Genomic DNA, 14,483 nt, shown 5'->3' on the forward strand with positions numbered 1-14,483 from the left:
CCCGACACGATCTTCGGCGGCTATTACGGCGGCATGCCGCTGCTGGCCTGGCCGATCTACGCCGGCAGCCCGGAGGGCCTGCGGGCGATGCTGGAGAACGGCGCCGATCCGAACGTCAAGAAAGCCTACGAGACCCGCGACCGCGGCACGCGCTTCCACGCCAACGCGATGGTGTGGGCAGCGGAGCAGGAGGATCCGACGTACCTGGAACTGCTGCTGGACCACGGCGGCGATCCGGATACGCGCAATCCCAACAACGAGGCCCTGCTGTTCCACGCCTTCATCAAGCAGAACCAGTGGCGCAACGTGCAGTTGCTGGTGGAGCGTGGGGCGGACGTCAATGCCAAGGTGTCGCCAGGCGGAACCATCATAGGGACCTATGCATCGCGTGGCGGTTTCATGATGGTGCACTGGTTGCTGGAGCATGGAGCGGATCCGGCGCTTGAATACGTTTACGGCAAGCCCGAGAGGCGGAAAAACTCCCATACCATCGAGGCGCCGGCTCATGCGCAAGAATCTCGGCTTTCCCTCTGAGGAAGACCAGATTCCGCTGCTATGAACAGGTTTTCCGTCAGTAGTCGTGCGTGAGGCAATTGGCCTAAACGATGCCGAGTCCATGATGTTGCGCTGCTTCCGCCCCTACGATGCATGCCGCCGATCGCTTTGGGCGCGCCTGCTGCTGGCCTGCGCGCTGGCGCTGGCGCTGCCGGCAGCGCCAGCGCCAGCGCACAGGCCAGCAGCAGGCGCGCCCAAAGCGATCGGCGGCATGCATCGTGGGGGCGGGGGAAGTACGACATCGTCGATCCGGCATCCTTCGGAACGGGTTCTCTCATAGCATGGCCGGCGCCGGCCATGCCAGCCGACGCGCCGGATCGCCACGATGCCACGGGCGATCGCGCATCGCGGGCGCGGCCGGATCCGTCGGGTCGGTCTCTGGAGTCAGGCAGAATGCCGGCCTGTCTTCGCCCTCCCCGGATCTGCGTGAATTTCTTCGTTTCCTGCCCGAAGGGCCTCGAATACCTGCTCGCCAACGAGCTGTCGGCGCTCGGCTGCGCCCGCGCCACCGCCGCGGTGGCCGGCGTCAATGCCGAGGGGGAGCCGGTCGATGCCCTGCGCGCGGTGCTGTGGTCGCGGCTGGCCAGCCGGGTACTGTGGCCGCTGGCCGACTACGACTGTCCCGACGAGCAGGCGCTGTATGCCGGCGCGCGGGCGCTGGATTGGCCGGCGCAATTGCCGTCGGGGGCGACCCTGGCGGTGGACGCGCACGTGTCGGGGAGCGCGATCACCCACGCGCGTTACGCCGCGCAGCGGATCAAGGATGCGGTGGTCGATGCGATGCGCGACCACGACGGCCGCCGCCCCGACGTCGACCTGGACGCGCCCGACCTGCGACTGCACCTGCTGGTGCGCAAGGGCCGCGCACGGCTGTCGGTGGATCTCGGCGGCGGTCCGCTGCACCGGCGCGGCTGGCGCCAGGCGCGGCACGAGGCGCCGTTGAAGGAGAACCTGGCCGCTGCGGTCCTGCTGCGCGGCGGCTGGAGCCGTCTGCAGGGCGAGGGCGGCGGGCTGCTGGACCCGATGTGCGGCAGCGGCACGCTGCTGATCGAAGGGGCGCTGATGGCGGCCGACGTGGCGCCCGGTCTCGGCCGCGACGGCGGCCGTCCGCCGAGCCGCTGGTCGGGCTTCGATGCCGGCGCCTGGCGGGTGCTGGTGGAGGAAGCGCGCGCGCGGGCCGACGCCGGCCTGGCCCGCCTCGAGCCGCGCTTCCAGGGCATCGATCTCGATCCGCAGGCGATCGAGGCCGCGCGCGAGAACGCCGAGCGCGCCGGGGTGGCGGCGGCGATCGAGTTCCGCGTCGGCGACCTGCGCGCGCTGCAGCCGCAGGATCTCGCGCCAGGGCTGGCCGCGGCGCCGACCGGGCTGGCGGTCGCCAATCCGCCCTACGATGCCCGCCTGGCCGCCGATCCCGCGCTCTACCGCGCGCTGGGCGAGGCGCTGCGGCGCACGGTGCCCGGTTGGCGCGCCGCCCTGCTGTGCGGCGACGACGGGCTCGCGCGCGCCACCGGCCTGCGCGCGCGCAAGGCCTACACCGTGTTCAACGGGCCGCTGGAGTGCGTGCTGCTGGCGGTCGATCCGATCGCCGGCGCCGAGCGCGCCGAGCGCGCCGAGGCGCCGGCGCGGCCGTTGTCGGAAGGCGCGACCATGGTCGCCAACCGGCTGCGCAAGACCTTGCGCGCGGGCCGGCGCTGGCGCGCGCAGGCGCAGGTCTCGTGCTGGCGGGCCTACGACGCCGACCTGCCCGAGTACGCCGCCGCCATCGACGTCTATACCCCCGAGGATGCGCCCGACCGGCCCTGGCTGCACGTGCAGGAATACGCCGCGCCGGCCGACGTTCCCGAAGAGGCGGCGCGGCGGCGCCTGGCCGACCTGCTGGCGGCCGCGCGCGAGGTGTTCGGGGTGCCGCGCGAGCGCGTCGCCGTGAAGACGCGCGCGCGCGGGCGCGGCGGCAGCAAGTACGGCCGCTTCGACGCGCGCGGCGAGTTCCTGCGGGTGCGCGAGGGCGCCGCGCGGCTGCGGGTCAACCTGTTCGACTACCTCGATACCGGGCTGTTCCTCGACCACCGGCCGCTGCGTGCGCGCATCGCCGCCGAGGCCGCGGGCCTGCGCTTCCTCAACCTGTTCTGCTACACCGGCGCGGCCACCGTGCAGGCCGCGGTCGGCGGCGCCGCGCAGACGACCAGCGTCGACCTGTCCGGCACCTACCTGCAATGGCTGGCCGAGAACCTGGCCGACAACGGCGTCGGCGGCCCGGCGCACCGGCTGGTGCAGGCCGACGCGCTGCAGTGGCTGGAGGCCGAGCGCGGCGAGTACGACCTGGTGTTCTGCGACCCGCCGACCTTCTCCAACTCCGCGCGCGCCGACGACTTCGACGTCCAGCGCGAGCACGTGCGGCTGCTGCGCGCGGCGGTGGCGCGGCTGTCGCCGGGCGGCGTGCTGTACTTCAGCAACAATTTCCGCCGTTTCCGGCTGGATGCCGAGGCGGTGGCGGCGTTCGCCGACTGCGAGGAGATCAGCGCCGAGACCATTCCGCCCGATTTCGCCCGCAATCCGCGCATCCATCGCGCCTGGCGGGTGCGCCGGCGCGCGCCGGCGGCTTCGCGCCCGCCACCGGCGGCGTAACCCTGCGTTCCACCGGTGCCGGTGCGCCGCCGCGCCGCCGGCCCCATCTTGTCGGCTCACGCCACCAGGAGCCCGTCATGAGCGCCGACACCACCGCCCGCTATGCCCGCGTCGCCTCCCGGCTGCGCGGCACCGCGACCTCCGACGGCGCCGGCGTCCGCCTGACCCGCGTCATCGGCGGTCCGCAGCTGCCCGATCTCGATCCCTTCCTGCTGCTCGACGAGTTCGGCACCGACCGCGCCGAGGACTACATCGGCGGTTTCCCCGACCATCCGCACCGCGGCTTCGAGACCGTGACCTACATGCTCGATGGCCGCATGCGCCACCGCGACAACCACGGCCACGAGGGCCTGCTGGTGCCCGGCGGGGTGCAGTGGATGACCGCGGGTCGGGGTCTGGTGCACTCCGAGATGCCCGAGCAGGAGGCCGGGCGCATGCGCGGCTTCCAGCTGTGGGTGAACCTGCCGGCCAAGGACAAGATGCGCGCGCCGCGCTACCAGGAGTTCGGTCCGGAGACGATCCCGGTCGTGCGCCCGGCCGACGGCGTCGAGGTGAAGGCGATCGCCGGCCGCGTCGGCGAGATCGTCGGTCCGATCGCGCAGCCGGCCACCGATCCGGTGTACCTCGACGTGCGGCTCGAGCCCGGCCGCGCCTGGGAGCACGCCCTGCCCGAGGGTCACAACGCCTTCGTCTACGTCTACGAGGGGGCGCTGGCGATCGGCGCCGGCGAGGACGCGCGCGAGGTCGGCGCGCAGGAGCTGGCGGTGCTGGGCGGCGGCGACCTGCTGCGGCTGCAGGCCGCAGGCGCCGGGGCGCGCGCGATCGTGGTCGCCGGGCGGCCGCTGCGCGAGCCGGTCGCCCGCCACGGCCCCTTCGTCATGAACACCCGGCAGGAGCTGATGCAAGCCTTCGTGGACTTCCAGGAAGGGCGTTTCTGACAGCGGCGCGCGGGTCGGCCGGTGGCTCACTTCCGGCCGAGCAGCGCCCCGTCGAAGCGCAATCGCTCCACCAGTTGCTGGTTGCGCTGCAGCTGGTCGCGGTCGCGCGCGTGCAGCCAGACGTGCATCACGCGGCCGTCCTCCAGCGTCACCAGCGTCTCGCGTACCAGCTTGGCCGGGTCGGCGGCGTCCTCGCCGCGATACCAGTGCACGTCCTGTCCGGCGACGGTGCCGCGTTCCTCGCGGGCGGTGCGGCGCGGCTCGAACGGCGAGCGTTCGGCGAGGTAGAGGCCGAACGCCTCGCGTCCGTCGGCGTCCACCGCGCGGCAGATCAGGAACGCTTCGCTGGCGCGCCGCGTCCAGTCGAGCCCGGCGTCGGCCGGCAGCGTCGGGCAATCGCCCGGGGCCTGCGCGAGCGCGCACGGTGCGCTTGCGACCAGCGCCAGCGCGAACGCGCCGGCGATCGACCGGATCGGCCCGGATGGTCTGTCCTGCATGTCGGTCCCCCTCGGTACTGGCCCGGCGCGACCCCGTCGCGCGACGGCCCTCCCCGCGAAGACCTTAGCCCCGCGCGCGGCGCTTGACAAATGGCTCCGGCCTCACCTTTCCGGCAGGGGGATGAACTCCTCCTCGTCGCCGGGGATGGTGCCGAAGCGGCCGGCGCGCCAGTCGGCCTTGGCCTGCTCGATCCGTTCGGGCGAGGAGGAGACGAAGTTCCACCACAGGTGGCGGCGGCCGTCGAGCGGCTCGCCGCCGAACAGCATCGCCTTGAGCGGCGTCTTCGCCCGCAGCCTGGCGGTGGCGCCGGGATCGAGCACCAGCAGCCGGCGCGCGGGAACGTCGGCGCCGTCGAGCTGCGCCTCGCCCTCCAGCACGTACAGCGCGCGCTCGCGCGGGCCGGGTTCGATCGCGGTCTCGGCCTCCGCCTCGAGGTCGATGGCCACGTTGAGGATCTCGCCGAAGGCGCGCACCGGCGATTCCTCGCCGTGGGCGCGCCCGGCGATCAGCCGCAGCAGCGCACCGCGGCGGGCCAGTCGGGGCAGGGTGTCGGCGGGGTGGTGGTGGAAGGCGGGCGCGGTGTCCTCGTGGCGCTGCGGCAAGCCCACCCAGGTCTGCATGCCGTGCAGCGGATGGCCGTCCGCGCGCAACCCTGGCGGGGTCCGTTCGGAGTGGGCGATGCCGCGGCCGGCGGTCATCCAGTTCACGTCGCCGGGCAGGATGTCCTGCAGCGAGCCGAGGGTGTCGCGATGGCGCAAGCCGCCGCTCCACAGAAAGGTCACGGTCGCCAGGCCGATGTGCGGATGCGGGCGCACGTCGATGCCGGCGCCGGGCTCGAACACGGCCGGTCCCATGTGGTCGACGAAGACGAACGGGCCGACGCTGCGCATCTGCAGGGTAGGGACCGCACGACGGACGGTGAAGCCGCCGCCCAGGTCGTGGCTGCGCGGTTCGATGACGAGGGTCATGGCAGGGCTCGGCGAGGGAGGCGCCCAGCCTCGCACGTGGCGCGGCGCGCGGCGTCGCGGCCCGGAAACCCTGCGTTCCAGCCGTCGCCGGCGCGGCTCAGCCCGGCGCCAGGTACGGCGCCAGCGCCGCGCGCCACGATGCGAGCTTCTCGGCCTGGGAGCGCGCGGCGTGCGCCGGGCTGGTGGAGGGCAGGCGCACGGTCGCCACGCCGGGCGGCAGTGCCGGGCCGGCGTGGCGGGCGAAGGCCTGCGCGGCGGTGCCGCCGTTGAAGGCGACCAGGCGCAGCTGCGGGTGGGCGGAGAAGAACGCGGCGAAATCGTTGGCGACCATGCTCGCCGGCTCGATGCGCGCGTCCAGGCTGCCGGGCCGCACGCAGTGCGCCAGGACGTCCCACAGCGCGATCCCGGCCGCGCGCAGGCGCGCCAGCCGTTGCGCGTAGGGCAGGTCGGGCGAGGCGCCGGCGATCGCGTCCATGATCGGCCAGAACGCGTTGCGCGGATGCGCGTAGTAGCGCTGCGCGGCCAGCGAGGCCGCGCCCGGCATGCTGCCCAGCACGAGCACGCGCGCGTCGGGGCGCGATACCGGCGGCAGACCGGTCAGGCGCGCCGGCGCGTTCAACGCGACGCGTCGCGGCGCGAGGCCAGGCGGTCGGCGAGCCGGGTCGGCTCCGGCAGCCGGTAGCCGGCCAGGAAGCGCTCGGTCAGCGCCACCGCGCCCTCCAGCGAGACCCGATGGCCGGGCGAGACCACCAGCGGATTGCAGCGCGCCTTGCTGCGCAGCAGGGTGCCGACCACCTCGCCGCGGTGCACCAGCGGCGAGCGGTCGCCGGGCAGCGGCCCGGGCGCGACCGCATCGCCGGCGAGGATCTTCTTGGCCACGCCCACGGCCGGCAGCCCGGTCGCCACGCCGAAGTGCGCGGCGATCCCCAGCCGGCGCGGATGGGCGATGCCCTGGCCGTCGACGAACGCGAGGTCCGGCATCGCGGACAGTTGCGACAGCGCGGCCAGCAGCGCCGGCAGTTCGCGGAAGCTCAGCAGGCCGGGGACGTAGGGCATCGAGGTCGGCACCCGCGCCACCTGCGCGTCCAGCGGCGCCAGGGTGCGCGCGTCGAGCAGGACCGCGGCCGCGCGCGTGGTCGCGCCGTCGTCCTCGAAGCCGACGTCGAAGCCGGCGACGGTCGCCAGCGGCTGCGGGTAGTCGTCGCGCAGCAGCACGCGCTGCGCGAGCGCCTGCTGCAGCGCGCGCGCGGCCGGCACGCTGCCGTCCCAGTCGCCGAAGACGCCGCCGGCGCTCATCCGCCGCGCACGCTCAGAACCTGCGCCGCTGCAGCGTGGCCCGGCCGTCGGCGCCGATGCGGATTTCGTACAGATCGCCGTAGGCGTCCTCCGCCAGCGGCGCGACCGGGCAGGCGCAGAGCGAGGCCACCAGGGCGGGCACGGTGTCGCTGTGGCCGATCATCAGCACCTGCTGGCCGGCGTGGCGCATGTGCAGCAGCGTGGCGGTCTCGGACGGCGTCCGCGCGGGATCGTAGTCGCGCACCGGCAGGCCGCGGCGCTGCGCGGTCGGCAGCGCGGTCTCGCGCGTGCGGCGGGTGGGGGTGGCGTAGACCGCGCGCAGCGGCACGTCGGCCAGCGCCGTGGCCAGCGACTGCGCGCGGCCGCGGCCCGCCTCGCTCAGTTGCGGGTCGGCGCTGCCGTCGTCGGCCTTCTCGGCATGCCGCGCCACCAGGAACACGGTATCGGTCTCGGCCTGCGGCATCGCGGCGCAACCCGCCAGCAGGCACAGCAGCAGCATGGGCAGCGGCAGGCGCATGGATGATTCCTCCGGGGGGCCGCAGCATGATGCCGGCACCGCCGTGCGATGACAAAGGGGGCGCGCGGCGGCATGCGCGGGCGCGGGCGGTGCGCCGCCTGGAACGCTGTGTCGCGCGACGGACCGGGCGCGCCGGCTTTCCGCGGTCCGGCCGTCGCGCTCGCCTCCGGCCGGGCCGCGAGGGCGCGATGCCGCCCGCCCGCATGCTCTACGATCCGCGTTCGCCGCATCCTCCCCTGGAGTTCCGCCGCCTTGCCCGCTCGTCCCCACATCCTGCGCGTGCGCGGCGCCGACATCGTGCCCTGGCTGGACGACGTCGCCCGCCTGCGCACGCGCGTGTTCGCCGACTGGCCCTATCTCTACGAGGGCGATCCCGCCTACGAGCGCGAGTACCTGGCCGCCTATGCGCGCTCGCCCGACAGCGTGTTCGTGCTCGCGCAGGACGGCGGCGCGGTGGTGGGCGCGGCCACCGGCCTGCCGCTGGCCGACGATGCCGAGGCCTTCCGCGCGCCGTTCGACGCCGCCGGCCTCGATGCGGCGCGGGTGTTCTACTTCGGCGAGTCGGTCCTGCTGCCGGCCTACCGCGGGCTCGGCATCGGCCATGCGTTCTTCGACGAGCGCGAGGCGCATGCGCGCGCATTGGGCCGCTTCGCGCTGACCGCGTTCTGCGCGGTGGACCGCGCCCCCGAGGATCCGCGCCGCCCGCCCGCCGCGCGCGCCAACGACGCGTTCTGGCGCAAGCGCGGCTACGTGCGCCGGCCGGAGCTGGCCATGCGGCTGGGCTGGCGCGAGCGCGGCCACGGCGAGGTGGACCACCGCCTGACCTTCTGGACTCGGCCGCTGGAGGCCGCGCCATGAAGGTCGCCGTCGCCCGCTATCCGATCGGCAGGCCGCAGCGCTTCGACGATTTCGCCGAGACCCAGCGCCGCTGGCTGCGCGAGGCGGCGGCCGCGGGCGCCGACATCGCGGTGCTGCCCGAGTACCTGTCGCTGGAACTGGCGGCGCTGTCCGGGGCGGAGGTCGGCCGGCGGCTGGACGCCTCGCTCGCCGCGATCCAGGCGCTGCGAGCGGACTGGATCGCGCTGTTCGCCGCGCTGGCGCGCGAGACCGGGCTGCTGGTGCAGCCGGGCACCTTCCTGCTCGACGCCGGCGGCGGCCGCTACCGCAACCGCGCCGACGTGTTCGCGCCCGAGGGCGGGCACGACTGGCAGGACAAGCTGCAGCTGACCGGTTTCGAGAAGGCCGCCGGCACGATCGACGGCGGCGACGCGCTGCGGGTGTTCGAGTATCGCGGCCTGCGCTTCGGGGTGGCGGTCTGCTACGACATCGAGTTCCCGCTGCCGGTGCGCGCGCAGGCCGAGGCCGGGGCGCGGCTGATCCTGGTGCCGAGCTGCACCGATACGGAGGCGGGTGCGACCCGGGTGCGGGTGGGCTGCCTGGCGCGCGCGCTGGAGAACCGTTGCTTCGTCGCCCAGGCGGTGACCGCCGGCGAGGCGCCGTGGAGCGCGGCGCTCGACGTCAATACCGGCGAGGCGGCGCTGTACGCGCCGATGGACGTGGACCTGCCGGCCGATGGCGTGGTCGCGTCCAGCGCCGGCCGCGACGGCTGGACCATCGCGCGGCTCGATTTCGCCGAGCTGGAGGCCAGCCGCGCGCGGGCGCAGGTGGCCAACGACCGCGACTGGCCCGGCCAGCGCCTGCCCGCGCTGCGGGCGGCGCGGGTGTCGCGATTGGGATAGGGGCGCCGGGTTCAGGCCAGCCCGAGCAGCGCGGCGGTCGGTCCCGCGGCGAGGATCGACAGGCCCGCGAGCGTGCAGCCGATCGCGATCGCGGCCAGCACGTCGCTGGGGTAGTGCAGGCCGAGGAGCACGCGCGAGGCCGCGACGGCGGCGGTGAACGGCAGCAGCAGCCAGGCCAGCGCCGGGTAGTGCCACAGCGCGACCGCGCTGAAGGCCACCGCGTGCAGGGTGTGGCCGGAGGGGAAGCTGAATTCGTCCAGCGGCGCCACCCAGGCGCGGATGCGGCGGTCCGCGGCGCAGGGCCGCGGTCGGCGGGTCCAGCGCTTCAGGGCCTTGTACAGCGTCAGCGCCAGCACGCCGGTGGCGGCCAGGTGCGCGCTGGCGCGCAGGCCGTCCCAGCCGTCGGCCAGGATCAGCGCGGCCATCAGCAGGTACCAGAACATGCCATCGCCCAGCCGGCTCACGCAGGCGAAGGCCGTAAACAGCGGGCCGCGCTCGCACAGCCGGTTGGCGCGCAGGCACCAGCCGGCATCGCGCGAACTCCAGCGGGTCGGGGTCATGGCCGGCCTCCGCTGCGGCGAGGCGGGGCCGGCTCAGGCGGCGGCGGGCATGGATGCGCCATGGCGGTTCCCCAGTCCGGACAGCAGGCGGTCGAGGTCGGCGCAGACCGCCGCGGGCGAGAGCCGCTCGACCGCGAGCCGCGCTGCGGCGCCCATCCGGCGCCGCGCCTCGGGATCGGCGGCCAGCGCCTCGGCGGCGGCAACGAAGGCGGCGTCGTCGTCCACCGCGTGGCCGTGTTCGCCGTCGCGCAGGTGCTCGCGCGCGGCGCCGGTATCGAAGGCGACCACCGGCACGCCGCTGGCCATCGACTCCAGGACGACGTTGCCGAAGGTCTCGGTGCGGCTCGGGAACAGGAACAGGTCGCCGGACGCGACGTGGGCGGCCAGGTCGGTGCCGAGCTGCATGCCGCAGAACACGAAGTCGGGATGTTCGCGCTGCAGCGTTTCCCGCAGCGGGCCGTCGCCGACCAGCACGAAGCGCGCACCCGGGCGCCGCTGCTGAAGAGCGCGGAAGGCAGCGATGGCCAGCGGCAGGTTCTTCTCAGCGGCCAGCCGCCCGACGTGGATCGCCGCCAGTCCCCCGGGCGGTATGCCCCAGCGCTCGCGCAGGCGCTCGTCGCGCCGGTGCGGGGCGAAGCGCAGGGTGTCCACCGCGCGCGGCAGGTGGCGTGCGTGCAGGAAACCGCGCGCGGCGATTTCCGCCGCCAGCGCCGCGGTGGGCACCAGCGTCGCCTCGCCGGCATTGTGGAAGCGGCGCATCCAGGCCAGCGCCACCGGCGCCAGCGGCCTCAGGCCGTAGTCGTGCATGTAGAGGTCGAAGCGCGTGTGCAGGCCGGTGGCCACCGGCAGGCGGAGCCGCCGGGCGGCGCGCAGCGCCGACCAGCCCAGCGGGCCTTCGGTGGCGATGTAGACCGCATCGGGCCGCTGCGCACGCCAGCGCCGGGACAGCGCCCCGCCGGCCGGCAGGCCGAACTGCAGCCCCGGGTAGCCGGGCAGCCGTCCGCCGCGCACGTGCAGTTCGTGTTCCCCGGGGGCGTCCCCTGCGCGCTGCTTCGGGCGGATCACGTCCACCCGGTGCCCGCGCTGGGCCAGGCCGCGGGCGTAGTCGCGGACGGTCAACGCGACGCCGTTGATCTCCGGCGGCCAGGTCTCGGTGACGAGAGCGTAGTGCATGGCGTCCTCCGCGGTCGGCGGCAGGATGCGCGGCGCGTGTGCCCGCGCCGTGTCTGTGCGATGACGTTTCCGTTGCGCGGCGGGTGCGCGCCGCGAGCCCGATGCCGGGAAAGCGCCGTCGTCACGCCGGCGGCTGTCACAATTCGGTCAATTTACTGGAACGAAACGGTCGTATTTCTGACCCAATCTTGACGCGCAACGCGGCTGCGAGCAGGGGCGCCGCCGATGCGGCCCTCCCCGTAACCGGAGTCTTGCGATGCGTTCTTCCCTACTGGCGGTATCGATCGCGTTGGCGTTGGGCGTGGTGGCGCCCGACGCCGGCGCCCAGGACGCGCGCGAGCGCGAACTGATGGAGCTCAAGGCGCAACTGGCCCTGCTGCAGCAGCGGGTCGCCGAACTCGAAGCGCGTTCGGACGCGCAGGCCGGACCCGCCGATGCGGTCGCGGCCGAGGCCGCCGAGCGCCCGGCCACGCCGCGGGTGGAGACCCGCGGCGGGCTCAAGGTCGCCTCGGCCGACGGCGAATACGAATTCACCGTGGGCGGTCGCATCCAGTTCGACGCCTACGCCTTCGACCGCGACCAGGCCGACGTCGCCGGGACCAGCGAGTTCCGTCGCGCACGCCTCACCCTCGGCGGCAAGGTGCAGGGCTGGGAGTACAAGATCGAACAGGACTTCGCCGCCGGCAGCACCACCGAGGGCTTCCGCGACGTCTACATCGCCCGCGAGGCCCTGGGCGGCAAGTTCACCATCGGCCATTTCAAGCCCTATCGCTCGATGGAGGAGCTGACCAGCTCCAACGAGATCCTGATGATGGAGCGGCCGTTCGCCTCCGCCACGGGCCTCTACGCGGGACGCCAGTTCCAGCAGGGCGTCGGCTACCTCGCCGCGGGCGACCGCCACACCTTCGGCGCGACCGTGTTCAACCTGCGCAACGCCTCGGGCACGCGCAACGAGGGCATGGGCGCGGCCGCGCGCGCGACCTGGGCGCCGATCCACGACGACGAGAACACGCTGCACTTCGGGCTGTCCGGCAGCCACGAGAATCTCAACCGCGGCTCGGCCGACGTCTCCGCCACCGCGGTCTACGCCGGCCGCCGCGGTCCCAGCCAGACCATCGCCACCACCCCCGGCGACAGCGGCGCGTCCGTGGACACGGTCGGTCTCGAGGCGGCCGGCTCGTTCGGCCCGCTGTTCTTCCAGTCCGAGTACGCGCGTGCCCGCTACGGGCAGGCGGCCGGGCCCGACCAGGACGTCGAGACCTGGTACCTGATGGGAGCCTGGACCCTGACCGGCGAGCACCGGCCCTACAAGTCCGGCGCCGGCGTGTTCGGGTCGCCGAAGCCGGACGCGTCCACCGGCGCGTGGCAGCTGACCGCGCGCTACGACACCATCGAGAACAAGGACGTGCCGGGCCTGGAGGCCAGCAGCGCCACGCTCGGCCTCAACTGGTTCGTCAATCCGTACGTGCGGATGATGTTCAACTACACCCGCGGCGACAACGAGTTCAACGGCGACAAGACCAACCAGTATGCGCTGCGCACGCAGCTGAACTTCTGACGCTCGCTTCCCCCGGCGCCGTCCCTACGATGGGGCGCGAAGCCGCTCCGGTCCGGACCTCTCTCCCCGGATCGCGAGCGGCTTCGTCGTGCCGGCTTCAGGCCACGGCGGGCGTCTTGTCCGGGTAGCGGCAGAGGTCGCGGATCGCGCAGTGCGGGCACTCCGGGCGCCGCGCCTTGCACACGTAGCGCCCGTGCAGGATCAGCCAGTGGTGGGCGTCGTGCAGATACTCGCGCGGCACCCGCTCCAGCAGTCCGTCCTCGACCTCGCGCACGTTGCGCCCCGGCGCCAGGCCGGTGCGGTTGGCGACGCGGAAGATGTGCGTGTCCACCGCGATCGTGGGCTCGCCGAAGGCCGTGTTGAGGACCACGTTGGCGGTCTTGCGGCCGACCCCCGGCAGCGCCTCCAGCGCCTCGCGCTCGCGCGGCACCTCGCCGCCGTACTGCTCCACCAGGATCCGGCAGGTGGCGATCACGTTCCTGGCCTTGGCGTTGAACAGCCCGATGGTGGCGATGTAGCGCTTCAGCCCGTCCTCGCCCAGGGCCAGGATCGCGGCCGGCGTGTTCGCGACCGGGAACAGCTTGCGGGTGGCCTTGTTGACGCCGACGTCGGTGGCCTGCGCCGAGAGGATGACCGCGACCAGCAGCTCGAACGGCGTCGAGTACTCGAGCTCGGTGGCCGGCTTGGGATTCAGCTCGGCCAGGCGCGAGAACAGGGTGCGGATCTCGGCGCGGCTGAGCGTGGCGCTGCGGCGGGGCGGGCTTTTGCGGGCTGGCATGGGCGATCGGGAGGGGATTCAGTCGTGGCGGCCGGCGCGGGCGCGGGCGCGCGCCAGCGCGGCGGCGGCGGCAGGCGGCAGTGCGGGGCGGCCCGCCTGCGGGCGCGGTGCGATCGCCTCGCGGCGCGCTTCGCGTTCGGCCGCGCGCCGGGCCAGCCGCGCGGTCCGGGCCCGGTAGCGTTCGCGCGCCGCCCATGCCGCCAGCAGACGGTCGCGGGCCTCGCGCAGGCGGCCGGCCTCCGCGGCCGGCAGGCGCGCGAGCGCATCGTCGCCCAGCGCCGGCAGGCCGGCCTCGATCGCCGCGTCCACGTCGTCGGCGGCGAGCAGGGCCAGCAGCCTGTTCGGGTCGGGCGAGGCGGCGGTCATGCGCCTCAGCGCCCGGCGAAACGCGGCTTGCGGCGCTCCAGGAACGCGCGGGTACCCTCGCGCATGTCCTCGGTGGCGAACATCAGGCCGAACTGGGCGGTCTCGTAGGCCAGCCCTTCGCCGAGCGCGCATTCGCCGCCGGCATGCACGCAGTCCAGGACGCCGCGCAGCGCCAGCGGCGCGGCCTCGGCCAGCCCGGCGGCCAGCGCGCGCGTCGCCTCGGCCAGCTCGGCCGCGGGCACGACCCGGTTGACCACGCCCAGCGCCAGCGCACGCGCGGCGTCGATCGGCGCCCCGGTCAGGCATAGCTCCAGGGTGGCGGCGCGGCCGGCCAGGCGCAGCAGGCGCTGGGTGCCGCCGAATCCGGGGATCAGCCCGAGATTGACCTCCGGTTGCCCGAGCCGCGCGCTGTCGGCGGCGATGCGCAGGTGGCAGGCCATCGCCAGCTCCAGCCCGCCGCCCAGGGCGAAACCGTTGATCATCGCGATCACCGGCTTGGGGAAGGTTTCGATGCTGCGCATGAGCCGCTGCCCGCGCGCCGAGAAATCCCGGCCCGCCACCGCCGTCAGCTCGGCCATCTCGGCGATGTCGGCGCCGGCCACGAAAGCCTTCGTGCCGGCGCCGGTCAGCACCACGACCCGTACCGCCGCATCCTGCGCGGCATCGTCGAAGGCCGCCTGCAGGGCATCCAGGGTGGCGGCGTTCAGGGCGTTCAGCTTGTCCGGGCGATTGACGGTCAGGGTCCGGATGGCGCCTTCGTCGGCGCTTCGCAGCAGCGGTTCGGTCATGTCGGCGAGGGTCTCTCGGTGGGTTCGTCGGAAAGTCGTTCGGATTGCGTTCGGGCGGGGTTAAACCGCCTCGACATGGATGAACGCCCGGTCGATCGGGAACTCGCGGCGGGGCGTTTTGTCG

General features: G+C 74.1%; 16 protein-coding genes. 6 read left to right on the forward strand and 10 right to left on the reverse strand.

All coding sequences use genetic code 11. The features are described from left to right. The 3 genes from Z164_RS0106100 to Z164_RS0106110 all read left to right on the forward strand — a co-directional run. Positions 1-534, forward strand: a 534-nt coding sequence (locus Z164_RS0106100) for an ankyrin repeat domain-containing protein (protein ID WP_024889839.1), incomplete at its 5' end; no start/stop codon positions are given. A 447-nt stretch (positions 535-981) separates the two neighbouring features. Further along, positions 982-3,180, forward strand: a complete 2,199-nt coding sequence (gene rlmKL / locus Z164_RS0106105) for a bifunctional 23S rRNA (guanine(2069)-N(7))-methyltransferase RlmK/23S rRNA (guanine(2445)-N(2))-methyltransferase RlmL (RefSeq protein ID WP_024889840.1) — start codon at positions 982-984, stop codon at positions 3,178-3,180. Positions 3,181-3,257: 77 nt separating this feature from the next. After that, the gene (locus tag Z164_RS0106110; protein WP_024889841.1) at positions 3,258-4,118 is read left to right on the forward strand and encodes a pirin family protein; all 861 of its coding nucleotides are present in this window, start codon (positions 3,258-3,260) and stop codon (positions 4,116-4,118) included. Positions 4,119-4,144: 26 nt separating this feature from the next. Here the strand turns inward: Z164_RS0106110 and Z164_RS0106115 are convergent, their stop codons facing one another. From Z164_RS0106115 to Z164_RS0106135, 5 genes are all read right to left on the reverse strand, one after another. After that, entirely contained in the window at positions 4,145-4,615 is a 471-nt protein-coding gene (locus tag Z164_RS0106115) for a hypothetical protein (RefSeq protein WP_024889842.1), read from the reverse strand. A 102-nt stretch (positions 4,616-4,717) separates the two neighbouring features. Next, the gene (locus Z164_RS0106120; RefSeq protein WP_024889843.1) at positions 4,718-5,584 is read right to left on the reverse strand and encodes a pirin family protein; all 867 of its coding nucleotides are present in this window, start codon (positions 5,582-5,584) and stop codon (positions 4,718-4,720) included. Between the two features lie 97 nt (positions 5,585-5,681). Next, positions 5,682-6,203, reverse strand: a complete 522-nt coding sequence (locus Z164_RS0106125; RefSeq protein WP_024889844.1) for a DNA-deoxyinosine glycosylase — start codon at positions 6,201-6,203, stop codon at positions 5,682-5,684. Next, positions 6,200-6,880, reverse strand: coding sequence for a deoxyribonuclease V (gene nfi / locus Z164_RS0106130; protein WP_024889845.1), 681 nt, complete (start codon positions 6,878-6,880; stop codon positions 6,200-6,202). The genes Z164_RS0106125 and nfi overlap by 4 nt, the downstream gene beginning before the upstream one ends. Positions 6,881-6,893: 13 nt before the next feature. After that, positions 6,894-7,397 (reverse strand): SixA phosphatase family protein, encoded by a 504-nt coding sequence (locus tag Z164_RS0106135; RefSeq protein ID WP_024889846.1) that lies wholly within the window; start codon positions 7,395-7,397, stop codon positions 6,894-6,896. A gap of 252 nt (positions 7,398-7,649) precedes the next feature. Between Z164_RS0106135 and Z164_RS0106140 the strand changes: the two genes are divergently transcribed. Together Z164_RS0106140 and Z164_RS0106145 are read left to right on the forward strand one after the other, a co-directional pair. Next, the gene (locus Z164_RS0106140; protein WP_024889847.1) at positions 7,650-8,255 is read left to right on the forward strand and encodes a GNAT family N-acetyltransferase; all 606 of its coding nucleotides are present in this window, start codon (positions 7,650-7,652) and stop codon (positions 8,253-8,255) included. Then, positions 8,252-9,136 carry a carbon-nitrogen hydrolase family protein gene (locus Z164_RS0106145; protein ID WP_024889848.1) on the forward strand — a complete coding sequence of 295 codons (885 nt, stop codon included), beginning with the start codon at positions 8,252-8,254 and terminating at the stop codon, positions 9,134-9,136. Before Z164_RS0106140 ends, Z164_RS0106145 begins: the two co-directional genes overlap by 4 nt. 11 nt (positions 9,137-9,147) lie before the next feature. Here the strand turns inward: Z164_RS0106145 and Z164_RS0106150 are convergent, their stop codons facing one another. Both Z164_RS0106150 and Z164_RS0106155 read right to left on the reverse strand, forming a co-directional pair. Continuing rightward, complete coding sequence (locus Z164_RS0106150; protein ID WP_024889849.1) at positions 9,148-9,696, reverse strand: phosphatase PAP2 family protein; 549 nt, start codon at positions 9,694-9,696, stop codon at positions 9,148-9,150. Positions 9,697-9,729: 33 nt separating this feature from the next. Next, complete coding sequence (locus Z164_RS0106155) at positions 9,730-10,869, reverse strand: glycosyltransferase family 4 protein (RefSeq protein WP_024889850.1); 1,140 nt, start codon at positions 10,867-10,869, stop codon at positions 9,730-9,732. Between the two features lie 256 nt (positions 10,870-11,125). Here Z164_RS0106155 and Z164_RS0106160 point away from each other — a divergent pair, with 256 nt between their 5' ends. Next, complete coding sequence (locus Z164_RS0106160; protein WP_152540867.1) at positions 11,126-12,427, forward strand: porin; 1,302 nt, start codon at positions 11,126-11,128, stop codon at positions 12,425-12,427. Between the two features lie 97 nt (positions 12,428-12,524). Here Z164_RS0106160 and nth read toward each other — a convergent pair whose 3' ends face one another. The 3 genes from nth to Z164_RS0106175 are packed head-to-tail and all read right to left on the reverse strand — an operon-like array spanning position 12,525 to position 14,359. Beyond that, a complete protein-coding gene (gene nth / locus Z164_RS0106165; RefSeq protein ID WP_024889852.1) occupies positions 12,525-13,205 on the reverse strand; it encodes an endonuclease III in 681 nt (226 codons plus the stop codon). Positions 13,206-13,223: 18 nt separating this feature from the next. Continuing rightward, complete coding sequence (locus Z164_RS0106170) at positions 13,224-13,571, reverse strand: hypothetical protein (protein WP_024889853.1); 348 nt, start codon at positions 13,569-13,571, stop codon at positions 13,224-13,226. A 5-nt stretch (positions 13,572-13,576) separates the two neighbouring features. Beyond that, positions 13,577-14,359 (reverse strand): enoyl-CoA hydratase-related protein, encoded by a 783-nt coding sequence (locus Z164_RS0106175; RefSeq protein WP_024889854.1) that lies wholly within the window; start codon positions 14,357-14,359, stop codon positions 13,577-13,579. Positions 14,360-14,483 lie beyond the last annotated feature (124 nt).

It is taken from the genome of Luteimonas huabeiensis HB2 (assembly GCF_000559025.1).
GTDB classification, from domain to species: Bacteria; Pseudomonadota; Gammaproteobacteria; order Xanthomonadales; family Xanthomonadaceae; genus Luteimonas; species Luteimonas huabeiensis.